We start from the raw sequence: 23,851 nt of genomic DNA, 5'->3' as shown, positions 1-23,851 counted from the left end.
TACCAGCTAAATTCGCCCTGGCTGTATTCGCCGGTAAGGGTGTTGCCTTTCTATAAATATTCAAAACGATTGATTGCATTTGGCTGAGTGGCACGGAATAAGTGATTATTCCCCCCAACGTTTTATGAGAAATCAAGAATGTTTATTACTCTTTGCAGGCTCTAGCTCGGCTTACCGATATATATCTAAAAATGGTCCGATGGTATGTTCCTTCTGAGTTCATCTTTTTGTTTTAGCTAATAATTTTGTGGGGATACCTCATTCACTCACTCTATTGATTCCCCTACCTCGCAAAACTTTTACTGATGAGATTACCTGTCGATTTCTCCATTATATAAGAAATCTCTCGCCCAAACTTTGTTTTCCCCCCAAGGATATGACCTTCATCAGGGTGACGTTTCGGTGTAAAAGTAACTTTTACATCTTTAGTAACATCTATATCAACCGTAAAGTTTGCAATATCATAACCAAATTTTGTAAAGTCTTCGTAGGCCGCCAAGATGCTATTTAACACAACCCCTTCAAATCTTGTGGCTGTTGAGATTTCCATAAGGCCTCCAGTGCTGGTTGGAGTGCTGGTTGGTGTAGCAGAATTAGCGTTACAACCAGTGATAAGTAGTAAAATTGATATTATTTTAATCATCGTCATCTTTCGGTTTTTCCAGGACATACTGCTTTTTGTTTTTTGCATCATACCCTCTATAAATATTTCCAGGTGTACCGACGTAGCCTTTGTACTCTGTTGAATTCCCCCCCTGCTATTAGCAACATTTATATCCTGTGAAGAGAAATGATCACTATTGAAGTCATCTAAAGATGGGTCACCTGTTCTCACGATATTATCATTCTCATCAAATGCAGAATATTCGCCATGAGTATGCCAATAGCCCACTTCAACGGTGTTTTCAGGAACGTCAGCAGAGCCGTCAAAAGGGTTAACGCCATCCTCAGTGCCTATTGAAGGACCTGTAAAACCATACTTTCCATCAGTATCTTTAAAAATTAAACCCCCATATTCCAAGTTATCTTTTTTTGATAATGGATTAATAATTTTCATAATATGCAAAGCTGCATCATCACTGGTATCAAACCTTTTCTCAGGCTTTTGGTCTTCTTTACACTTCAACCCCAGCGGATCTATCCAGTTGATATGATTTGGCGCGTATTGGTAGTGGTTTATACCACCCAGCAGCCCTATCGGGTCTTGGCTGATAAAGCGGCCGGTTTGTGGGTCGTAGTAGCGGAAGTGGTTGTAGTGTAACCCGCTTTCGCTATCAAAATACTGGCCTTGAAAGCGGATTGGGTTGTCGATTTTATTAACCGTTACTGTGGCTTTACCGAATACTGAATAGTTAGCCTGCCAAACGATATTGTTGTCGCTGTCGGTTAAGCTAAGCGGTGTACCCAGTTGGTCTAACTGGTAATAGTACAGCTGGCCTTGTTTAACCAACGCCAAAGGCTTGTTGCTATTTGGTTCGTAAATATACCAGCTAAATTCGCCCTGGCTGTATTCGCCGGTAAGGGTGTTGCCTTCCCATAAATAATCAATACGGCCAGTGGCGGTTATCTTGGCGCTACGTCGGCCAAAGGCGTCACATTCGTAACGCGTTACGCCATTATGATTGCGTAAACTGCTTAGTTGGTTAAAACCATTATATTCACGCAGCTCACGCTTACCCGGTGCGGTGGCACTTAACTGGTTGCCACTGTCGTCGTACTGCTACTGGTTGTCGTAGTAGCGCAGCAGGCGTTCTGAATCAGTAACTTAAGTAGGTTTATGATCAACCTTTCTATACGGTGCTATCAATTCCCGCCATCTGTAAAGAAGATGTAAAGTGAGTAGACCGTTAATATAGGTAAAGATACTGGCTAAAGATAAATAGTCTTTACTTGATACTGCCGCAGACATACCGAGCGCTAAATTGACAATTATCACGACTAAAATCAGCAGTCTGGCGAGTTCGTGATTGAATAAACGCGACCAATTTCTTATATATGGTATGTCAAGCAACGCAGATTGTGGTTTAGGGTCTGAATCAAAAATACCGGCACGCCTTAACATTTGGTCGAAATTATCCTGTATCTGATAATGCCGCTTTACACTAAAAAAGGAAATTATCAGAATCACATTCATAAAAAGCATAAGAGCTGACGCTAAGTTAATATGACCGTTAGTGTACAACAAGAACCACGCTGATGCGGAAGCGGCTTCTGCAAGTGAGACATGTTGGTGAATGTGCCAAATTGCGTTCATTTGACCTGACCAGCCACTCATTAAAATCTGTAACCGGACGTTGCTTTCTATAGGCTCATTGTTTTCAGGCATGTTATTGTTTATTAAAAATAGGGGTCATTTAGTTTAGCATTTCCCAGCACTATGAGCCTCTTTTAACTAATATCCAAACGATGATATTACACTGTCCACTTTCTCTTGCTTTTCTAAGTCCGAAAGGGAGCTCCAAGCCACATGAGTTACCGGACAAATTGTCTTTTCAATAAATTCTGGAGGCTCCGTCGCCTCCCAATACTCAACTTCTTGCATATTGCACGAAGGGCACTTCGGAAAACATCCAATAAAAAAAGGTTTTCCTGCTTTATCTAAATCACATGCGATCACTCCGTATGCTTTCCTTAAAATGCTCGCAAGTTCATTAGGTTTTTTGGAAATCATTTTTAAATTGCTTTTCAACAAAGAATTCACCTCTTGATAGGTGTTATCTTCCATGGCGTCTAAATATGCTTCATCAGCATTTCCGACACTTCGCAAAATAAATTCACCATAAGAATCTGAGCCTATTTGCGGAGCCTTAAACTGGCATCCGCATTGCCCACATTTAAATTTGAAAAGTTGCAATTTCATGGTTTCACCGGCGTTATAATAATAGGTTTAAGAATTTCATTGAAATCATCCAGAATGGCATTATTAACTCCACCATTCGCTCGCTCAGAATAAAAACGTATAACATTAAAACCCTGTTCTTGAGCATGAATACCAATAGATTGAGTCGTAGAACTAATGACCCCACCTTTATAGTTCCAATCAGCAGCTACTTGGGTGTCAGTTAAATCTAAGATCTTCATTGCTTTGTTATTTAACTCAAAACGTATGCCATGTGTAGCATCAATTCCGTGATGCGCCAACTCAGCAATTGTAGTTCCAGGTTGCTCAGCGACATAAAAAGCTGCTCCAAACCGACTATTTGGATTGAGGTAAGCAGGATCAATTCCGTTTAATACTCCTTGTGCAGCCCTCGAATTTGACGTCGCATGCCAAACGGAACCTGCCACATTGTCTGGAACAACCCCATCAACTTTAGCAGCGTTTTTAAGGGATTTCCCGACAGCACCCGCCCCCAGCACGGTTCCGACTAATTCTAATGACTTATGCGCTGCCATGGCAAGCAGCGGAGAGCCGGTCGCTTCCAGTGTTGCGTCACCCAGCGCGGCCATATTTTGCTCGTAGTATTTATCGACTACTGGCGCAACAACACCTGCGACTTTTGCGCCCGCGTCTGTCAGCGGTCCTATCTGCTTTTCTTGCACACTTTCTATGGTATGAGCAGCCGCACCAACATCGCCACCGGATATGGCTAAAGTAACTAAGCCTGCGCCACCAGCTACAATGTCTACGCCGGTATTTAGTATCCCGGTTACCACTAAATCTGCTGTACCAACGATACCATCTAATAAACCAACAGAACCATCCTCTTTAGCACACAACCCCAGCGGATCTATCCAGTTGATATGGTTCGGTGCGTACTGGTAATGGTTTATGCCACCGAGCAGCCCTATTGGGTCTTGGCTGATAAAACGGCCAGTTTGGGGGTCGTAGTATCTAAAGTGGTTGTAGTGTAACCCGCTTTCGCTGTCATAGTATTGGCCCTGAAAGCGGATTGGGTTGTCTATGGTGTTAACCGTAACCGTGGCTTTACCAAACACACTGTAGTGTGCTTGCCAGACGAGGTTGTTTTCGCTGTCGGTTAAGCTTAGCGGTGTACCAAGTTGGTCTAACTGGTAATAGTACAGCTGGCCTTGCTTAACCAACGCCAAAGGTTTGTTGCTATTTGGTTCGTAAATATACCAGCTAAATTCGCCCTGGCTGTATTCGCCGGTTAGGGTGTTGCCTTCCCATAAATAATCAATGCGGCCAGTGGCGGTTATCTTGGCGCTACGTCGGCCAAAGGCGTCATATTCGTAACGCGTTACGCCATTGTGATTGCGCAAACTGCTTAGTTGGTTAAAACCATTATATTCACGCAGCTCACGCTTACCCGGTGCGGTGGCACTTAACTGGTTGCCACTGTCGTCGTACTGGTACTGGTTGTCATAGTAGCGCAGCAGGCGGTCTTGTTTAACATCAACCTCATCACCGGCAGGGTTACCAAAGCTGTCCCACTGATGCTGCTCGCTTTGGCCAGGCTCGGTGCTGTGCGTTTTGCTTACCAGCTGGTCCAGTGCATTGTATTGGTATTCAGTGTCACCGTGTTGGTTATCCGTTACGTTTAGCAACTGATGTAAGGCGCTGTAGCGATAGTGTCGCTGATGCGCGCTGCTGCTATTTGCACCGTGTTGCCACCGCTGGTTGGTTAACCGGTTAAAACTGTCGAACTGCTGGCTAAGCTGTAAGCCACTAGCATATTCCCGTGCGGTTTCACGGCCTGCATTATCAAAGCTGCGCCACAATATGGGCTGCTGGTTTAATGCTAATTGCGACAGCAGGCCTTGTTCGTTATAGCGATAATCCAGCACTGTACCATCCGGCAAGATGGTACTGGCACGACGGCCATTGGTGTCATATTGGTATAGCGTGCGCCAGTCATCGCGCCATTGCTCGTTTAGCTGGCCATTAGCATGATAGGCAAAACGCAATTTACACTGGGCATTACTGGCTCTTAAAGGCCGGCCAATTTTATCGTAGTGAAAGTGGTTACTGGTTAGTTGCTGCTGATACAGCGCTTGCTGCTCAATAATACGGCCGCGGCTGTCGCGCCGAAGTTTGATTTGTCGCTGCTCACCATCACGAACGGTATTAACATGGCCATTAATGTCATACTGGTACTGCTGAGTACGACCATCAAAGCCTTGCAGTGCTATTGGCCGCTCCTGGCCGTCATAGTCCAGCTGATAGCGGGCACCATCACTGCGCATAATAGCAGTAAGATTACGCTCTTTATCGTATTCATATTGCAAAGCGCTGCCATCTGGCTGTAACTGTTTTACCGGCTGACTTAGCCCCTCATATTCCCATTGTGTCGTATCGCCAAGTCTGTTTCGCTTATGGGTAAGTCGCCCAGCACTGTCGTACGATAAAAGCTCAGTGTACACCTTATCTGGCTCACTTTGCGCATATTGGCGTAACGCCACAATTTGGCCAGCATTGTTACGTTGATACTCTGTCACTAAACCGGACGCATTTACCGTGCCATTTAACCGGCCCAGGGTGTCATAACTAAACCGGGTTACTGCCTCGCCTTGCTTGCGGGCTAATAGCTGGCCTTCGCTGTCCCACAAATAATGTTCAATGTTGCCATTAGCCTGTTTTAGGGTCGTTAACTGCCCATCCTGATTGTACTGATATTGGCTTATAGTGCCGTCAGGGTGCTGCTCTGATTTAAGTAAGCCGCCTGCGGTGTAATCACGCTGCCAATGCCCGCCTTCGGCATCAGTATATCCACAGCGCTGCCCCAGCGAGTTGTACTGAAAATGGCTAATAGCGCCGTCGGCTTGCTCTACCGTAATTAATTGGCCCACATCATTAAAGTAGTAACGCGTAACACCACCATCAGGCGCCGTTTCCGCACTTTTCTTGCCCAGGCTATTCCAGCTATAAATCCAGGTGGCGCCATCCGGCGCGACTTTTTTAATCAGTTGATTACGTTCATTATGAAAATACTGCCAGCATTGACCGCGGCTATCTGTGCTGGTTGCGGTGCGCGAGGCTTCATCGTACGTAAACTGGTAATCGTAATTACCGTCGTCGCCCCAGTTGCGGCTGCAACGTGCTGTGGGTCCATCGCCTAACCAACTAAAAAAGTGTTTAAAGCCACTGGCGCGCTGACGCACCGTGATTAAGTGTGCTTGATAGTTATACTGCTCAGTTTGTCCGGCCTGATTTGTCGCAGTAACAAGATCACGCTGCTCGTCATACTGATACTGCGCCAGCGTTACATCTAACTTTGCCAGCCCGGTATCGGTTTTTTGCACCACGGCTATATGACTTAACAACCCGGTGTTATTGTAGTAAAGCTCTATACCGCGCTTGCGGGTGTAGTCTATGCGGCTTAACCGGTTGGCACGGTCATAATACAGTTGTAAGTAGTTACCTAAACTGTCAAAAACTTGATGAAGTGCCCAGCGCTTAGCTTGCTTAGGGTTGTCTGTTGCAACCGGCACAAACACCCAGTGAGTGTTATCTTGCTTTAACAATACCAGGCTGCCATTGTCCTCATGGCGAAGTGCCAGCCCTTCGCTTAGCTGATAACTGGTTTGCCCTACTGCTACAGGCTTAAAGCTTAAACGCCGCCCTTCCTCGTTGTGTAATACCAGCAATGGTTCGTCGTTATCGGTTAATGTGCTGACAATTTGTAAATGAAAATTACTGCGCCAGCCAAAGCCCATCCCCACGTTTTCATGACACTGACTGGAACGGTAAGTACGCTTAAACTGCAGCGGTAATGGACCTGGTAGTTCAAAATCGACCAGCTCCAGAATTTCCTCACCGGTACACATCGACACAGGATCGCCTTCTTTAGCAACATCTGCATTTTGAGGTGTGGCGATATCCGCGGCATTGCTACCAGAGGCGTCAGAAACAGCCGCTGTTGTATCAGCTTCAGACGCATTGCTGCTAGTACTGTCGGCTCTACCGCCTGGGTTAGCCGCTTTAGCAGCACCTGACGACGAGCTGCTTAACACCGGTGACGATTCAATCTGTGGTACAGGTTTGGGTAAGGTAAACACAAATAACTTACCATTAACAATGGCATCGGCCAACGCCGCAAAAACAGTGGTTCTATGCTCCACCACCTGCATAGAAACGGCTGCCCCACCAAACCAACCATAAACCTGAACGATGTTACCGCCAGCTGTAATGGCATCGGGAAAATGTGATCGTAAAAACTGTGCCGCATCGGCTGCCGAGCTAAACGACTTCAAACTGCCTTTTGATGTGGTTTTGGTGGTGCTAAATGCAAACACCTCGGCATTGCGACCTTTCAATTCGATTAAATGCGCACCCATGTTGCTATACTTCCTTGTTCTTTACTAAGGTACCGGCCCGGGAAAACACTGCAACAGCACGATACAACGCCGGTGATAATTCGCATTGCAAGGTTAAGCCCTGTAAATATTCACGCTGATAACCGCGATACACATGTAGTAAGCGATATAAACCACCACAAGCACCTAACTCACCCGTGGCATAAGACGCGAAGACATGCTCAGTATCTTGATTAACCGCACCATGCAAATAGTGATACTGCGCTAACCAGCGCTCTGTTGCGTTAACATCACCACAGTCTGGCAAATACAGCTGGTTTAATGTTGTCGGTAAATTTGCCGCAATGTGCTGAAATAACGCCGCCATGGCCGGTTCAGGCTCGGCACTACTGGCCAGCGATGCATCGCTAGCAATAGTATGTACATTAACAACTGCATTAGTGCGGCTTAATCGCAGCGCAATAGCACCTTCGGACGGCTCGCCCGCTAGCTCCGCTGTCGCGTAGCGCTGCAATAATTCATCCGGCGCCTGCGAATCAACCGCCAATAACCATACAGTCGCATTCGCATCTTGCTGTAACTGCTGTTGCGCCATTGATAGCGCCATTAATGCCCCTGCACTGCCATATGGAAATACCCTGCAGGTATCTGACAGCAACAAACTGGGAAAATGGCGCATTAAATGCTGTAACAACACATTAAGTTGTTGGTTATCTACGCCGGTAAATTCAGGCAAGACTAAATAAACGGTTTCATTAACTAATGCGTCGTCCATTTGAGAAAACAACAAAGTTAGCAACGCCGTTAGTCGCTCAGTGAGAGTTTCTTTGGCTTTAACCGGCAATACAAAAGAAGCCGCAAGATGATGCTGCTGCCAAGTAATGTATTGTTGCTCTGGCGGCAGAATATCCAGGTTTAGCGCCGCTTGCGTATTTGCAGCCTTGCCCAACAACATGAAAACCCGATCAATACAAAAGCTTTGAGTATGTTGCTGGCTCATACTGCCCCCAACAATGAATGCGTGTTTAATAGCGGTATGTCTGCTTGTGCCAAACAACGGTAACAGGCCACCAACTGCCGTTGTAGCTGATTACCACTTCGCCAAAGGTATGCCAGTTGAGGCTCACTAATGTCTTCTCCGCAAATTTGCCGGCTAGTGGGACGTTGCAATAACACGCGCTGAAGTGCTTTTGGTTCGGCAAGCAAGCTGTCGGTCGCCATTACCCCTAACAACATATCTAGTGCGGATATCGCCACATCCTTACTACTACTTTGCTGGGCAAGTTCAGCCAGTAACGGAACAAATTTTAACTGGCCACTAAAGCCCATTGCCATCATCGCCAACGCCATATTGGCTTCGGTACGGGCTAACAAATTTATCATGCTGGCTTTTGCTGGCTCGGCGGCACCCACTATGAGCACCATAAGCTGTTCAGGCGTTAGCTGCTCAGACGCTAACAACTTTTCACACAACCTGGTTTCATCGCTTTTTTGCCCCCAAAGGTACATTGCAAGTTCAATATGTAATTGCAACGGTGCATCGGTGGCAAGTTGTTGCTTAAAAGCCAGTAACGATTGCAACAATTGCAGCTGTGCACTGCCCCCCAGGTACCACAGTGCCGCAGCTGAAAGCCCGGTTTCATGTGTAAATGGGTTTAATGTTAACTGCAGACTGTTAGCCAGTTGCCAATTTAACGGCGCCAACTGCGTATCAGCCTCTGGCATCATTAATTGCATTGCATCAAGTTGAGGAAACAAGCGCACTTTTAACTGATTTAGCAACAACCATGCAGCCTCAGGAAAAACGAAATCTTGCGTGTCGGACAAATTCAGAACTGTTTGATGGTTATTGCTGCACAGCCACATTGCCCACGCAGGTAGCGCACTAGCAGAGCCTGCCGGTAGCAGTAATCGGGCACAGTCTGTTAACTGTCTATCATGTTGCTGAAGTTGTTTAAAGCTGGTGTATCGCCCTAACACTAATTGCAAACGTTGATCCAATAACAGCTGCACTTGCTGCAGCACAGCGTTAACTGAAGTCATCTGGCTTAACCACCAATAAATACGGTAGGCACACCCACGATAATCTTGCCACCATGAGAGGTATCATCGCCAAGCCTGGCCGCATTTTTACCATTAATAAATACCGTGCCAGATCCGCCGCTAATGCTGTCAGGTGGCCCGATACAGACCAACTTATCGCCCTTTCGTGCAGCTGGAATGCCGCAAATAGACACATTGGGTGAGCCCTGGATGACTGGCCCGCCGATATGCGGTTTAGGACCGGGATCTATTTTTGGGCAAAGATGCATACAACCTATTACTGCAGCGGGTTTTGCCATTTTATTTCGTCCTTAAAGGCTTAAAACTGCAACAGCAGTTAATTAATACTGACTTTGCTGCCTTTTATCGTGACATTGACACCTTTGATATCAATAGAGCCATCACTCTTCATAGAGATAGATGCTGCTCCCGTTTTAATGGTGATAGCGTCGCCGGCGTTGATCACGAGTTTTTTACCCACTTTTAGGGTGTCACTGCCATCTACCGTATTCTTACGATCTTTATTAACCGTTTCGGTATCATTACCTTTAACGGTTGTCAGTCGGTCTTTGCCAACCATATCTGTTTGATTATTTTCTACTTGCAGCTCAAAGTCTTTTTCAGCGTGAAGGTAAAGTAACTCCTCACCCTTTTTATCTTCAAAACGTAATTCGTTAAAGTTGGCTGCACCGCCGCCTTTACTGGAGCGGGTTTTAATACCACTTTGTGTTTTGTCATCAGGTAAGGTGTAAGGTGGCATATTATCTGAGTTGTACACCGCACCAATAATAATTGGTTGGTCTGGATCACCGTTTAAAAACTCAACCAGTACTTCCTGATCGCGTCGCGGAAAGAAAAACGCGCCCCAATTTTTACCCGCCCAATTTTGGCTAACCCGGATAGGACATGAGCTTTCGTTGTCGGTAATATCGCTGCGATCCCAGTGAAATTTAACGGTGACACGGCCAAGTGCATCAACTGAAATTTCCTCGCCACCTTTACAGGTAACTGTAGCGCTTTGAACACCAGAAATAAGCGGCTTAGCTATGGTGAGCTGTGGCCGGTACGCCACCTCTTTAGGCACACAATAAAAACTATTACTGATCTGTTGTTCAACTGACTTGCTAGCGCCACTTTGACTTGTAATTGCCGCAGTAAGTACCACCTCAGTTAACACATATTGCTTACCTGCTTCAGCTTTGTCTTCATGCTCACTAAGCGTAAAGGTTTTACCAATGCTAAATGTACGGCAGTTACTAGCACCCTTGCGTCGGTCAATATCACGCTGCAAAGCTTCTAAACGAATGTCTGCAATGCTTTTATTTCGTGGATGAAACTCCGACTCAGCATCATAATTAAACACTTCGTAACTCGCATGGCCACTGACAAGTTTGCCTTTGTTAGCCTCTCCGGTGGGTAACGCCTTGGGTTTTTTTAAGTCGTATCCGCGTTGCACATATTTACCCGGGGCCATAACTAACGCACGCTGCCAGTGATGTATATGGGACTCTGACAAACTACCATTAAAGTATTTTACACTTGATTCAGCACAAGGCTCATAGGCGGTAGCCTTATCAGCCAGTATTAACTTATGACTGCTCTGACTATGGTCAAAATAATAAAAAATACCTTCTTGCTGCAATAAACGCTGAACAAAGGTTAAATCACTTTCTTCATACTGCACTTTAAAGTCATAGTCTGGATAACTGCCTTGAATTTTCGAAGTGACGTCGATTTTAACACCGTGCTCACCGGCAATTTTTTCGACAATTTTCAATACGTTTTTCGCACGAAAAATACGGCTATTTACCCTATGCTGCATATACCAGGCGCTGGCAACCAGATGCAAGCTGTAATCCCGATGCTCTGTGCCTGCCGAATCTTTTGTCGCCCGGGTACCCAGTGCCGTAACATCGGCGACAACAGCATGAATATAACGTTGCTTTTTTTTACCTAATTCCAGCGTAATAGTGACTTCTTTACCTATCAGCTCATCTGGGCTAACACTCTGGCCATTGCCATATACTTCTGCTTTAACGCTAAACAGTTGTGACAACGCTTCGCGAAATACAAACCGGGTTAAAATCAGTGCATCTTTGCCAAGTGGCGTATCAATTTTGATGCTGTTCTTGTCCTGGGTTGCCTTTTGCATCCGTTGACCTCAATTGGTATTGATTAAGATGATGGGTAAAAACACTAGGTGTAGGTTGGTGTGGCATGCCACACCAACCTCATTAGCTTACAGCTTAGTGCCTTTAACACCGCTGTAACCGTATACCAACGGAGCAACGATGCTGTTTTTATCGTCAGATGGTTTAACAGTCATCATCAGTTCGGTGTAGCTGATAACGATAGTTTCAATTGGACGGTCACCTGAAACTGACATCTGATAGCTGCTGATCATTGCATCAGTCAGTTCAATTTTCATGATCTCTTCCACTTTATCGCCTTGTTTGGTGATGTGGAAAACAGCTTTTTGACCTTTACCGATAGTTGCTTCTTTGAACAAATCCGGTGAAGCATTGTCTTGCAGTTTAGTGATAACGATATCGTTCAAACGAGTTGAACTGGCTTCACGGTCCATAGCGGTACCGGTATATGACGTCAGTTCACGCTGAGTACCCCAGTCCATAGACAAGATAGTGATCATGTCTTTGAAATCTTCAGCGGTGGTTTCGCCTTTGATAGAACCGTACTTCAGGTAGGTATTTGCTTGCATGCTATGCTCCTTTTGCATATTAAAACTGCTGCCCGATATTGGACATCATAGATAGCCTGGGTCACTGTTACACCCGGACAAAACGTTAAAATTTACCAACTCACTTATATAATAATCGCAATATATGAATACCGTGTTACCAGATAAGCAAACTAAAATTGCCAGTAAGTTTTAAACTTTACAAATTATATCGACAATACAATTATTGGCAACGCCAAATTAACCTTTTTAAATGATATTTTTTACTTGATTGTACTGCCAACGTCCTTTTGCTGGATTGTTGGCAGTAAACACTTAATTAACGTTGTAGATAAAAGCGCCGTTTTCTACTTGCAAATTAATAGCGCTAACGGCTTCTTGCTGAGCCACCCGCTGCAGAATGCGAATAGAAAGCTCTGGCAATAACTGATTTTGCAAAATGTTGTGAATCGTTCTGGCGCCGGATCCCGCATCCTGACACTGGCTAACAATAAGATCAGTCACCTCAGCATTAAAACTAAACGTTGCCCGATAGTGCTGATTCAAGCGCTTTTCAATACGCTTTAACTGTAGTGCGGTGATTAACGCCAACTTGTCACTATCAAGTGGCAAGTAGGGAATTAAATTCAACCGGCCTAAAAATGCAGGTTTGAATACGGTGAGTAAATCGTCTTTCAACGCTTTAGCTAAACCCTCCGTTGTCGGCGCAGTATCAGGGTCCTCAAACAAACGCATGGTGGTATCCGTACCAACGTTAGAGGTCATAATGATGATGGTATTTTTAAAATCAATATCCCGGCCTTCGCCATCCTTAATCGTGCCTTTATCAAATACCTGATAAAAAATATCCTGCACGCCAGGATGCGCTTTTTCCATTTCGTCTAATAAAATGACACTGTAAGGTTTACGACGCACTGCTTCGGTTAACACACCGCCCTCGCCATAACCTACATAGCCAGGAGGAGAGCCCAACAGCAATGACACCTTATGCTCTTCTTTAAACTCTGACATATTGATGACAGTTAATTGCTCTTCGCTACCATACACCTGTTCTGCCAGCGCTAAAGCAGTCTCGGTTTTACCTACACCACTGGGCCCGGTAAGCAGAAAAATGCCATTAGGTTTATTTTCATCAGCTAACTGGGCACGTGATGTTTGTACCGTGCGGGCGATAAGCTCCAGCGCATGATCCTGCCCAACCACTCGCTGCTGCAAATAGGTATTCAGCGCCAGCATGGTATTAATTTCATCCGCTTGCATTTTACCCAGTGGAATACCCGTCCAATCAGATACCACCTCGGCAACCAACTCTTCCGTTACCTGCCAGTGCACCATTGGCTCGCTAATAGCAGCAAATGAAGCTTTAATTTCCAACAAGCGCTGTAGTAAAGGCGAGTCTTGCCCTTGTGGCTCTGCAGTAAGTTGCTGCGCTAATTCACGTGCTTCACCCACCAGAGCTTTTTGTTCCTGCCAAGCCTGGTTCGTCTGTTGTAATTGTTGTTCAGTTTGCTCGGCTTTTTCCTGCAACGCCGCTAAGGCTTCACTATGATCTGACCCTAAACACTGCTCACGTTGTAGTACCCTAATTTCTTGTTGTAATTGCGCGGCCTTGCGCTGCAAGTCTTCTAGAGGGCCAGGTATCGCATCCTGACTCATTGCCACACGTGCGCAAGCCGTATCTAATAAACCCACTGCTTTGTCTGGTAGTTGACGGCCATTAATATAACGGTGCGACAAATTCACCGCTGCCTGTAAGGCTAAATCAGTAATAGAAACACCGTGGTGTTGCTCCATAACCGGCAGTAAGCCCCGCATCATGATGGCAGCTAGAGCCGGTGTAGGCTCCTCAACTTTTACTACCTGAAATCGTCTGGCCAGCGCGGCATCTTTTTCAAAGTATTTTTTATATTCAGCCCAGGTGGTTGCAGCAATCGTTCGCAGCTCTCCGCGCGCCAGTGCGGGTTTTAATAAATTAGCCGCATCATTTTGCCCGGCCTGCCCACCGCTACCTATCATGGTATGAGCTTCATCGATAAACAAAATTACTGGCGTTGCAGAACTATTAACTTCCTTAATGACATTTTTAAGCCGGTTTTCAAACTCACCTTTCATACCTGCACCCGCTTGCAGTAGAGCTAAGTCCAACACCCGCAAACTGATATTTTTAAGTTTATCCGGTACCTCTCCAGCAGCTATTTTTAAGGCCAACCCTTCAACAACTGCCGTTTTACCTACTCCAGCCTCACCGGTGAGAATAGGGTTGTTTTGCCGACGACGGGTTAAGATGTCTATCATCTGCCTAATTTCATAATCCCGGCCTACTATAGGGTCTATTTTCCCCGCCCGGGCTTGCGCGGTCAGGTCGGTAGTAAATTGATCCAGTGACGGTGTTTTAGTAGACGATAATTTACCAACGGTTGTTGGCGTACTTTGCTGATCAGGGCTTTGCTGTTCAGTACTTTGTTTTACCAATACCGGCCAGACACGTAACAACTCAGCGGCATCTAACTTGTCCAAAGAGGGGATCCGGCGAAGTAACAACGCCGCCATGCTGTCATCTTTTAGTAATGTATACAGCACATAAGCAGAGCGAATTTGCTGATCTGAAAACTCAATAGTCGTACTTAACCAACTCGTTCTTAACAAATTAATTAACTGAACAGATATTGTTGGCAATGCATTATTACCGGTTTTCATCATTTCCAGCGCTTGCTGAAGTTGTTGTTTAACCGTGTCGATATTGATGTCAAAGCTGCGTAATAACAACTGTATGTCACCATCGCCTTGCTCCAGCATCGCATCCAACCAGTGTTCAATTTCAACACTATAATGCGATCTAGACTGACACCGCGCGGTCGCACTTTCTAACGACTGCCGGCTGGCGGGATTAAGCTTTTCAACCAGATTTTTTAATGTGGTAGTAGACATAATTGCTTCCTGTGCATGAACTAAGACCGGCCTAGCTGATAGCTCAGCCGGGTCATCTGATGTTGTTTTGAGGTTCGAACCGCCAAACTGCCACTGTGCCCCAGGCTTAGCTGTGGGCTACTTAAACAGGCAACCGGGAAATCCTGATGTTGCCCAACCAAGGTGATCCGGACTTTTAATGCCGCGGGCAGGTACTCCGCCAACAAGGCGGTAATTTGACGATGCTGATAACTGCCAGGCAGTAGTTGCTGTGCTTTCTCTGGCGGAGCGGTAATTTCCAGCTCGATCGCAGAACTGACATCCCACACCTTACTACCCAGCATGGCTGACTGCCCCAGGCCGGCATTTTGGCCCTTAGGTAAAAATTTCATTGCAAGACGGCTTTGCTCGTCAGACGCCAACGTAAGCCAGCGACCTTGCAAGGGATTAAGTGCTACCTTAGTGTTCAGTAATTCAGTCAATATTTGTATCAGTTGCTGACTACTGCGGTTGTATTGACTAAAAGCGCCGGCGTAATAAAGCCCCATAGAGCTGTTAGCGCCAGAAATTGTTTTTAACACGCTGCTAAAGCTATCTTGCTCAAACGCAGACATTTCGTACTGACAGGCAAAGCGGTATTTTTCCCAAGCCCGGTAATACAATGAGATTAAGCGATGATTAAACAAATCAAAGAAGTCGCGCATGGTTTTATCGCGCTGCTTTAGCCGTTGCAACACCATTTCAGTGTAATGCTGTGGCATTACGCCGCTGGGACCTGTTAACCCCATAAAACTAACATGCATGGCAACCGCACAGGGCTCTGTTTCTGGCGCATCAGCCTGACGTTTTTCTACCTTTGTAATAGGCTGACCAGGAAAACCCAGATGCTGGACACTCTTAAAACGAATAAGCTCTTTTTTTGGGAAACCATCACGACCAACGCCCTGCCAACGTTTTTGTTCTGCGCTGAATTGACGCTCAAGCGAATACACCGCATGATAAAAATCAAATCCCGTTGCATCCTCGGTTAACTGCTTAAGGTTCACAACAGCACCTTAGTACCTGAGCGCGCAGGCCAGCGGTGATACACCTGTTCATGTTCTTTAAGCTTAATAGATAATCGGGTATAGCTGTTTACCGCAGCATACTGAGCAAAAAACATATCCAGAATATTGGCAAAAAAGTAAATACTACTGCCGGCATAGGATGACTGGGTAAACTCAAGTAAAATCTCGCTACCACTGCAAACAGCTGTGCGCCCTTGTTGGTTTACTCTGGCAGTGCCACTTTTAATGACTAAGCCACAAATGCCATCTATTAATGCCTTAGATTCTGGTGTACAGCGAAAATCATATAATTGCAGAGTTTCTTTCAAACGAATAAGTGCATCCTGACCGGTGAAGTGATTTAACGTCAAATGATTCACTAGCTGCCAACGACTGGCTTCCTGCAACGCGGGTCGCACACTGGGTGTTGGCGCCATTAAACAACGCACCTCTTTGATAACATCAGCGTGCTTTCTGATTAAAAAACGTGGCTCGCCGCCACCAAAAGGTAAATAGCCTGGCAAATTTCGGTTGCTGCAAAGCGCCCTAACCTGCACCACCCAATCTTTTGATGTTTCTGAAGAATTAACACCCTGAAACTTACGATCGACGACGGACAAATACATTTCTGTGCCAGTTTCTGAATAGCCTCCAGCCCAGTCAGCGAACTCACGACGACTATGCCAAAACATATCCTGTTGCTGCAGATAGTCTGGATGTCCCTGGCTATAGTAGGGATTTAACGTAACCTCATTACCGAACGGGTCAAACGCCTGAACCTTTTCAATACGGATAACTTCACACACGTCCGCATCCATATAGCGTGGCACTAAGCGATATTCATACTGTGAGGCATCTAAATTTACCGGTTCAAGTTTTTGGCTAAACAGATTGATCACCGGGGTACAACCCAGCAGCATACTGTCAGCTGTTATATGGCGTTCAAGTTCATCAGCCCCCTCGGCCAAATAAAAATACAGGTCAAACTTATCTTCAACTCCTGGCCATGCCGGGTTAAGTTGCTGTAGTTCAACAAACAAAAACTTTTCCGGAAACAAAAACTGCTCGATAAGTAACCTGTAACCGGTAAAACTACGTTGGCTATAGGGCACAACTTGATGTTCATCGGCAAAACCCACGGCCTGTAACTGACTTACTGAAATAAACTGCATCGCCTCAGGTTGGCCTGTAGGGGCAATCCCAACTGCAAGTAATTTACTCAGCAACAACTCGTACAGTTTATATACATGATGACGCTGGCCATTTAGATAGAACCGCAACGATGACAACTCCAGCTCGTGCATTGCCGTATTATCAAACTCACAGGCTATGCTGAGTTTTAACAGTGCTTTGGCATTAGTCTGTACCGGGGGTTTAGGCGCATGAAATGGCGCGTTTTTAAATTCCGCCGTTACTACATCCAGTGGCCAGATCTCAGTGTTGTAGCAAGCCTGAAAGGTACACGGTTTCAACCCGTCAGTGCGCGTTTCAAACTCGGTGCCACGCGCAACCGTTATGCCGGAATTCGATAAGTTTTGGCTAGTCAGTTTTAATACCGACGTTGACGGTATAGGCGCTTGATAATCCGGATACAATTGGCCTAATAAGGCATCAGTTAATTCAGGAAAGCTGTCGTCCAGTTTTTGCCTTATCTGCGCGGTCAGTAACGCAACGCCTTCAATTAAACGCGATACATGTGGGTCTTCAACGTTTTCCTCACTCAGGCGTAAACGCCCTGCGATCTTGGGGTATTGATCTGCAAACTCAGCGCCCATTCGCCGGATATAGGTCAGTTCACGATTGTAATACTTCAATAACTCATCATTCATGCCTGATAATCCCTGATAGTCAGTCCCAAATGCACCGGCTCAACTTCAGAATCAAACATAATGTGTTCTGGCTCCGGATCAGCATACAACAACGCCTGAATACGCAACCTTAGCAGCCGCTCCATGTCATGCTCTTGTTCTGGTACTGATACTTCTACGTCAACAAAACGTGGTTCAAACCGTCGAATGGTTTGCTCAACTGCACGGCAAAGCTGCAAACGGCCTTCATCTGAATCAACTACCATGACGGAGAAATCCGGAAGACCATAATTCAGCAAGCTTTGTGGTAACTCAGCATAACTCTCGGGCCAGGTATGCCACTGCACCCGACTGTTTAATAAGTTTTCCAGGTCTCGGCGTACACTTTGGCGTAATGCTTTTAAATCAAAGCCTCGCCTGCTCCTACCGCTGTCTTTCTGCCCCGGCGCGTCATCAATAAGACGATCGAGTAAAGACTGCTGCAATGGTTGTTTATGATGTACTTTCACCAGAGACTCCAGGCGCCAACTTAAGCGTCAACCACTTCATTTACGGCTGACAACAGCTGTATATCTGACAGAGCTAACGCTTGCTCTCCCGTTAACAGCATTTTTTGTCCAATGCCCGTTACCAGCAGCTCATCATGTTGTTGCCAGTCGGTATCTTTACCTAAACGTTCAGATATCTTCACACTATCGGCATAGGTCATTGGCACAAACACCTCACCTTGCGGGCCATCTTTAATAACAATTTCAGCCCGACGCCATACTGTGTCTAACAATGACTCAGGCCGTTTTAGCTGCAAACTGTCAATTTCCGTAAACTTCGCTAAATAGAAATGGCCATCAGTACCGAATAACTCCAAATAGCCGCCAAGACTGTCATCCAGGTCACGAATATCAGTAACGTGCTGCGAGTTTATTTCAACCTCGGCTTTAACTCGCAAGCTTTCTAAGGTAGTCGCTGCACTCACCGCGGCGTCTTTATCTTGTTCTTTTAACGCCAGTCGAAGAGATAACTGCGCTTCGAACATGGCATCAGGCTCAGCAAACAAGGTTGCGGTTAAGCCGCCTTGATAAAAATCCTGTCGGGCAGATGCAGCGCGGATAAGCTGACGTAGATTTACCGCCCCCACTAAAAAGTCAGGATGCTGACGTACCATCATATCTAACTGCTGATCCGCCTTTTCTAATGCCCCCTGTATACACAGCAGTTCTATGTACAGCGCCCTAACATCAGCATTTGCAGGGTCGTCTCGTAACAACTGAATAGCCATTTCAGTGGCTTGGCTCAGTTCACCTTGTTTAATCAATGTTTGTAATTGTTTCACTGTTAACCTCACGCCGTTGCGACTTGTTTAGGTGATAACTCTGCAACCAGCTTTACTGTCGTAATCATTTGATCTAACTGAAAATGTGGTTGAAGTTGAATAATAGAATAATAGTGCCCTGGCTCACCGCGCTTTTCTCTAACCTGGATACGCGCTTCCCGCAGCGGATGCCGTGCACGTACATCGTTAGACGCGTCCGTTGAGGCAGTGGTGTAGTTGTGTAGCCAACGTTGTAACTCTTGCTCGCATTGCTCTGCCGAGTGGTAGCCACCCACTTTGTCGCGGCCAATAACTTTGATGTAATGCGCAAAACGGGCGACGCACAAAATATACTGCAGCATCGCAGACAGACGCGCGTTTACCGTCGACAGGCGATCGTCGTACTGCTTCGCTTGTTGCACCGAGGCATTGTTGTAAAAAGCAAAAAAATCGCTGTATGGCACCACCGACAGCGGGACGAAACCATTATCTGACAACTCGGCTTCAAACCGGTGCCCTACCAGTAAATTGACTGAAGGTTTATTGTTTGCCTGATATTTGTCGGTTTCATAGCGGCTGACCGGCAAGTTACTAACCAGACCAAAGTTATGCTGTCCTGATTTCATACCCCTGATTTGGGCAAACCACCCCGACTCGCTGTAAGCTCTCACCAAAACGGCCGCAAACGCGAACGCGGCATTACCCCACAAATAGTCCTGCTCTGGGTGTGCAAGTTGTTCTTTGAAAACAAAACTCTCGGTGCGTGAACCATCGTCTTTATATGGGCTGCGCATCAATACCTGCGGCAGTACCACACCTAAAAAGCGTGCATCTTCCATTGCACGCAATGCTCGCCATTTCACGTATTCTGGTTGTTTAAATTGGCTGGCAATATCAGACACTAGTCCCAGTTCAGAAAAATGATCGACACCAAAAAGTGATGGATGTGCTCCACAAATAAAAGGCGCAAATGCTGCAGCAGCAGTACGAGCAACTTCTTTTAACGTATCAAGGTCATGCGTAAGCTGACCCGGACGAATTTTATGGCTAATTTGATAATCACCAATTAACACACCAAAGGGTTCCCCACCTGGCATATCAAATTCGTTGTCATAAATGAGTTTGAAAAAATCGCTTTGGTCGAAATCGATAGCCCGGTTGATATCTTTACTTAGTTCTGCCCAGCTAAGCGATATCAGCTTCACTTTAACCTTCTGCTCGCGGTCGTGGTGTTCCGTTTGCTCAGTTAAATAAAGCACTCCACGCCAACTGGCTTCCAACTGCTGAAATTGTGCATGATGAATGATGTTATTTAACTGCATTGAAATAAGTCTGTCGATGTCAGCAATTGCCCGACACAGCATGGCGCTGACCAGCTTGCTACTGCGAGCTTTTGCGCAGGCAACATGTTCAAGCCAATATAAAATGGCCGTTAACGGGTCAGCTTCACGTAAAAATCTGGCCAGTACGCCTGTTCTTTCAACTCTGGTATAGGCAGGCTGATCAAATTCACGTTGGCACTGTCCTTCACTGGATGCGGCACTAAAAACATCCAGCGGAACAAACTTTACTGCGTCGGCCATGACATTCTCATTTGCTTACCTGCTATCAAAACACCGAAGTTGCCGGCTGAGCGGGGACTGACTCAGCCAGCAATCAACGATGTTAACCACCAATTTCAGGAATTTTTGCGACCAAGCGCAGCGAGGTAGACAATTCTTCCAATTGCAGCCAAGGACGTAACCAGGCTACTGCATTGTAAGAGCCAGGGCGGCCAGGTATTTCGCGAACCTGTACCTTGGCATCAGCCAGTGGGTAACGTGCCCGCACTTCCTGGCCACTGCCTTCAGACGCGTTAACATAACTTAGGATCCAGCGATTCAACCAGACCTCTACGTCTTCTGCCTCCATAAAGCTACCAATCTTGTCACGTGCTAATACTTTTAAGTAATGCGCAAAACGAGATGTCGCCATCAAATAAGGTAAACGAGCGGAAATTGCTGCGTTTGCCGTTGCTTCAGGTGTGTCATATTTTTTCGGTTTCTGCGTGGTCTGTGCACCAAAAAATACGGCGTAATCAGTATTTTTATAGTGACATAGTGGCAGAAAACCCATTTTGCCCAGCTCAGCTTCACGGCGATCGGTAATACCAATTTCAGTTGGACATTTTAAGTCTGGGTCACCATCGTCACTCATAAAGATATGGCTAGGTAATCCTTCAACCTTACCGCCTCCCTCTGCTCCACGTATTGCGGTGCAGAAACCATACTGGGCAAATGCATTAGTTAGCTTAGTGCCCATCACATAGGCCGCATTCATCCAGCAGTAGTCTTTATGATTAGGAGTCTTTGCCACACCTTTTTGATCGTCTAGCTCGAATTCTTCATAGCCAAATTCTTCAATTGGTGCCGTCGCCGCACCATAAGGTAGGCGCGCCAAAACTCTTGGCATGGTTAGTGTTACAAAACGGGAGTCGTCACTATCGCGAAATGATCGCCACTTTGTGTACTCTAAAGATTCAAAGATCTTTTCTAAATCGCGCGGTTTAGATAACTCTGTCCACTCATCAAAACCAAACAATGCTGGTGAAGATGCTGATAAAAACGGACAGAAACCGGCCGCGGCAACATTCGACATGTAGGTTAATGTTTCAATGTCTTCTGGATGATTGGTAAATTCATAATCACCGATAATGGCGCCGTATGGTTCGCCGCCTGGCGTACCAAATTCAGATTCATATACTTTTTTGAAAGTCTGACTTTGGTCAAATTCAACCGCTTTGCTTAAATCTTTGTACAGCTCTTTTTTACTCATGCTGATCATGCGGATTTTAAGCGAGGCACTGGTTTCAGAGTTCATAACTAAATGGTTTAAACCGCGCCAGCTGCCTTCTAACTTCTGGAACTGCTGCGTGTGCATAATGGCTGCTAGCTGGTCAGAGATTAGTTTATCCAAACGATTAATCGCTTCGTTGAATGTCACTGTAAGGTTTTTATTCCAACTCACCGTGCCGCTAAGTGCTTCTTCTGTCAGCGTGCGCAACAACTCTTCTGCGCGGCTCGCATCAGTTTGTTTAGTTGCACCAATAGCCATGTCCAGTAACGAGCTGGTCGCAGCCTCAGCACTGTCATGCTGTTCTAATAAGGCGTCCGTACTCATGCTATTTATCCTCTATGCTCAGATCTTGTGCCATTTTCTGCAGATCTTCGTTGTTGTTCAGCACCCGCTCAAGAATATTTTCAAGTTCTTCTGACCGGTCAATTTTTGTCATTAAATCGCGTAACTTATTACGCGTTGACATTAACTTATCCAGCGGTTCAACCTGTTTAACGATGGATGCTGGCTCAAAATCCTGCATCGACTTAAATTGCAGTTCTACGCTGAATTCACTGCCATCACCTGATAACTTGTTATCAACTTTGAAATTCAGTTTTGGATTCATGCGCTTTAGCACTTCATCAAAATTGTCGCGATCAATTTGCACAAAACGACGATCTTTGAGTGGCTTCAGCGCTTCCGTATTTTGGCCGGCGAAGTCACCCATAACACCCACAACAAACGGCAGCTCTTTTTTTACCGCAGCTCCCTCTGTCTCAACGTCATAGGTAATGTGCACACGGGGTTTACGCACCCGAGACAACTTGCTATGTATACTTTCCATTGACTATCTCCTGTTACTCAGCTGTTAGTTTTTTCATTTCATACCGGCTAACACCAGGTATTACTTTTGTTGCGGGATCCCCGCCAGCCGGAAGTAATGGTTACGGCTGTTATTATCGTCAATAAGCTCTTGCAGTAATTCAGGCAGGCTAAGCCCGCTCCAATGAACTACTTGCTCAAGCGCATAAGAAATCGGTGAATGAGGTTCTGTCTTGCGAAAAAATTCTGCTGCCTGCTTTAGGCTATTTAAAACTTGCTCTCGAGATTGCACTTGCTTACGCACTGGATCAGCGCCTTCGCCTTGTACTTCTTCCATCTCATCAGTAAGCAGTGCTTCTTCTTCAACTAGGGACGCTAGTTTTTCTGCACCAAGATAATTAACTGCATCAAGACATTTTTGCAGTGTCTTACTAATTGCACTGGTTGGTTGCGGCTCGCCATCCATGGCTGAATCCATGGCTTGTGACAGCAAATTAAACTCAGTAATAGCCAGCTCTATTTGCTGTATCAGTTGTTTGTAAAACCCAGCTGATGTTTCACTAACCGCGTTTTTAATTTGTTCAAGACTGGCTATACCGGCTTCAGCTTTTTGCTTCTGCCTTTTTTCGTCTTTACGGGAAATATCAGCGGCACGCTCGAATTGCCAACAGGCATACTGGCCGAAATTTGTGACATCTGTTAATGGAATACTAAGGATAGGGGTGATTAGGGCGCCGTCTCCTTCATAACCATTAAGTCCGATCAGCGGTGCAATACGAGATTCCATGCCATCTTCATCAGGTAAAGGATAAAGGTCTTGCCAAAAATGCTCGATTAACAAACGCGTAGCTTTAAAACCTACGGCTAAGCCAGCAAATCCGTGAGTGCGACACAGTGCTTCAATTAACCATGCTGAGTACTCTAGATCTTTTACCTCAGCACAAAGTATCTCAGGAATTTTTTCACTTAACGGTCGCCAATCGAGTGCAAGCGATTGAAAATCTTCATCTTCGGCTAGCAAGGCGCGTTCATTTGACCTAGCCTGGCCGCGAATATCTTTAAGTTGATAATACTGTGATGTCGGTGAAATATCCGAGCGCGGATCTGTCCCTGCAGGTGCAGTTGCGTCAACCGCATTAATTAACTTTTCAAAATCAATTAATTCACTGTAATCCATCACAAA

18 protein-coding genes are annotated in these 23,851 nt (G+C 45.7%); all 18 read right to left on the bottom strand.

Going from position 1 to position 23,851, the window contains the following annotated elements; genetic code table 11:
- Positions 1 to 283: 283 nt before the first annotated feature.
- Entirely contained in the window at positions 284 to 1,666 is a 1,383-nt protein-coding gene (locus I4W93_RS04885) for an RHS repeat domain-containing protein (RefSeq protein ID WP_497848618.1), read from the bottom strand.
- 99 nt (positions 1,667 to 1,765) lie between these two features.
- On the bottom strand, positions 1,766 to 2,326 hold the full coding sequence (locus I4W93_RS04875; RefSeq protein ID WP_205310504.1) for a hypothetical protein: 561 nt from the start codon (positions 2,324 to 2,326) through the stop codon (positions 1,766 to 1,768).
- A 66-nt stretch (positions 2,327 to 2,392) separates the two neighbouring features.
- The gene (locus tag I4W93_RS04870) at positions 2,393 to 2,860 is read right to left on the bottom strand and encodes a hypothetical protein (protein WP_205310505.1); all 468 of its coding nucleotides are present in this window, start codon (positions 2,858 to 2,860) and stop codon (positions 2,393 to 2,395) included.
- Complete coding sequence (locus tag I4W93_RS04865) at positions 2,857 to 7,239, bottom strand: RHS repeat-associated core domain-containing protein (RefSeq protein ID WP_205310506.1); 4,383 nt, start codon at positions 7,237 to 7,239, stop codon at positions 2,857 to 2,859. Before I4W93_RS04865 ends, I4W93_RS04870 begins: the two co-directional genes overlap by 4 nt.
- Before the next feature lie 4 nt (positions 7,240 to 7,243).
- Positions 7,244 to 8,218 (bottom strand): hypothetical protein, encoded by a 975-nt coding sequence (locus I4W93_RS04860; protein ID WP_205310507.1) that lies wholly within the window; start codon positions 8,216 to 8,218, stop codon positions 7,244 to 7,246.
- On the bottom strand, positions 8,215 to 9,261 hold the full coding sequence (locus I4W93_RS04855; protein ID WP_205310508.1) for a hypothetical protein: 1,047 nt from the start codon (positions 9,259 to 9,261) through the stop codon (positions 8,215 to 8,217). Before I4W93_RS04855 ends, I4W93_RS04860 begins: the two co-directional genes overlap by 4 nt.
- A 5-nt stretch (positions 9,262 to 9,266) precedes the next feature.
- Complete coding sequence (locus tag I4W93_RS04850; RefSeq protein WP_205310509.1) at positions 9,267 to 9,560, bottom strand: PAAR domain-containing protein; 294 nt, start codon at positions 9,558 to 9,560, stop codon at positions 9,267 to 9,269.
- Positions 9,561 to 9,598: 38 nt separating this feature from the next.
- Positions 9,599 to 11,413 carry a type VI secretion system tip protein TssI/VgrG gene (gene tssI / locus I4W93_RS04845; RefSeq protein ID WP_205310510.1) on the bottom strand — a complete coding sequence of 605 codons (1,815 nt, stop codon included), beginning with the start codon at positions 11,411 to 11,413 and terminating at the stop codon, positions 9,599 to 9,601.
- A gap of 87 nt (positions 11,414 to 11,500) precedes the next feature.
- Positions 11,501 to 11,980, bottom strand: a complete 480-nt coding sequence (locus I4W93_RS04840; RefSeq protein ID WP_205310511.1) for an Hcp family type VI secretion system effector — start codon at positions 11,978 to 11,980, stop codon at positions 11,501 to 11,503.
- Positions 11,981 to 12,274: 294 nt separating this feature from the next.
- On the bottom strand, positions 12,275 to 14,887 hold the full coding sequence (gene tssH, locus I4W93_RS04835) for a type VI secretion system ATPase TssH (protein ID WP_205310512.1): 2,613 nt from the start codon (positions 14,885 to 14,887) through the stop codon (positions 12,275 to 12,277).
- 20 nt (positions 14,888 to 14,907) lie between these two features.
- Entirely contained in the window at positions 14,908 to 15,912 is a 1,005-nt protein-coding gene (tssG, locus tag I4W93_RS04830) for a type VI secretion system baseplate subunit TssG (RefSeq protein ID WP_205310513.1), read from the bottom strand.
- Positions 15,909 to 17,741: a type VI secretion system baseplate subunit TssF gene (gene tssF, locus I4W93_RS04825; RefSeq protein WP_205310514.1), complete on the bottom strand. Its 1,833-nt coding sequence runs from the start codon at positions 17,739 to 17,741 to the stop codon at positions 15,909 to 15,911. The genes tssG and tssF overlap by 4 nt, the downstream gene beginning before the upstream one ends.
- A complete protein-coding gene (tssE, locus tag I4W93_RS04820) occupies positions 17,738 to 18,229 on the bottom strand; it encodes a type VI secretion system baseplate subunit TssE (RefSeq protein WP_205310515.1) in 492 nt (163 codons plus the stop codon). The genes tssF and tssE overlap by 4 nt, the downstream gene beginning before the upstream one ends.
- A 20-nt stretch (positions 18,230 to 18,249) precedes the next feature.
- Positions 18,250 to 19,050, bottom strand: coding sequence for a type VI secretion system accessory protein TagJ (locus tag I4W93_RS04815; RefSeq protein WP_205310516.1), 801 nt, complete (start codon positions 19,048 to 19,050; stop codon positions 18,250 to 18,252).
- A gap of 8 nt (positions 19,051 to 19,058) precedes the next feature.
- Entirely contained in the window at positions 19,059 to 20,612 is a 1,554-nt protein-coding gene (tssC, locus tag I4W93_RS04810; protein ID WP_205310517.1) for a type VI secretion system contractile sheath large subunit, read from the bottom strand.
- An 82-nt stretch (positions 20,613 to 20,694) separates the two neighbouring features.
- Positions 20,695 to 22,188 (bottom strand): type VI secretion system contractile sheath large subunit, encoded by a 1,494-nt coding sequence (tssC, locus tag I4W93_RS04805; RefSeq protein WP_205310518.1) that lies wholly within the window; start codon positions 22,186 to 22,188, stop codon positions 20,695 to 20,697.
- 1 nt (position 22,189) lies between these two features.
- Entirely contained in the window at positions 22,190 to 22,690 is a 501-nt protein-coding gene (gene tssB, locus I4W93_RS04800; RefSeq protein WP_205310519.1) for a type VI secretion system contractile sheath small subunit, read from the bottom strand.
- Between the two features lie 60 nt (positions 22,691 to 22,750).
- Positions 22,751 to 23,845, bottom strand: coding sequence for a type VI secretion system protein TssA (gene tssA / locus I4W93_RS04795; protein ID WP_205310520.1), 1,095 nt, complete (start codon positions 23,843 to 23,845; stop codon positions 22,751 to 22,753).
- Positions 23,846 to 23,851 lie beyond the last annotated feature (6 nt).

The organism is Rheinheimera maricola (assembly GCF_016918075.2).
Classification (GTDB): Bacteria; Pseudomonadota; Gammaproteobacteria; order Enterobacterales; family Alteromonadaceae; genus Alishewanella; species Alishewanella maricola_A.
This window is presented reverse-complemented; position numbering and strand designations above follow the sequence as displayed.

Bases quoted from the DNA above. Each gene is read 5' to 3' on its own strand.
- tssH (WP_205310512.1), bottom strand. From the start codon at position 14,887: ATGTCTACTACCACATTAAAAAATCTGGTTGAAAAGCTTAATCCCGCC.
- I4W93_RS04840 (WP_205310511.1), bottom strand. From the start codon at position 11,980: ATGCAAGCAAATACCTACCTGAAGTACGGTTCTATCAAAGGCGAAACC.
- I4W93_RS04870 (WP_205310505.1), bottom strand. From the start codon at position 2,860: ATGAAATTGCAACTTTTCAAATTTAAATGTGGGCAATGCGGATGCCAG.
- tssB (WP_205310519.1), bottom strand. From the start codon at position 22,690: ATGGAAAGTATACATAGCAAGTTGTCTCGGGTGCGTAAACCCCGTGTG.
- tssC (WP_205310518.1), bottom strand. From the start codon at position 22,188: ATGAGTACGGACGCCTTATTAGAACAGCATGACAGTGCTGAGGCTGCG.
- tssC (WP_205310517.1), bottom strand. From the start codon at position 20,612: ATGGCCGACGCAGTAAAGTTTGTTCCGCTGGATGTTTTTAGTGCCGCA.
- I4W93_RS04850 (WP_205310509.1), bottom strand. From the start codon at position 9,560: ATGGCAAAACCCGCTGCAGTAATAGGTTGTATGCATCTTTGCCCAAAA.
- tssF (WP_205310514.1), bottom strand. From the start codon at position 17,741: ATGAATGATGAGTTATTGAAGTATTACAATCGTGAACTGACCTATATC.
- I4W93_RS04860 (WP_205310507.1), bottom strand. From the start codon at position 8,218: ATGAGCCAGCAACATACTCAAAGCTTTTGTATTGATCGGGTTTTCATG.
- I4W93_RS04865 (WP_205310506.1), bottom strand. From the start codon at position 7,239: ATGGGTGCGCATTTAATCGAATTGAAAGGTCGCAATGCCGAGGTGTTT.
- tssA (WP_205310520.1), bottom strand. From the start codon at position 23,845: ATGGATTACAGTGAATTAATTGATTTTGAAAAGTTAATTAATGCGGTT.
- tssI (WP_205310510.1), bottom strand. From the start codon at position 11,413: ATGCAAAAGGCAACCCAGGACAAGAACAGCATCAAAATTGATACGCCA.
- I4W93_RS04875 (WP_205310504.1), bottom strand. From the start codon at position 2,326: ATGCCTGAAAACAATGAGCCTATAGAAAGCAACGTCCGGTTACAGATT.
- I4W93_RS04855 (WP_205310508.1), bottom strand. From the start codon at position 9,261: ATGACTTCAGTTAACGCTGTGCTGCAGCAAGTGCAGCTGTTATTGGAT.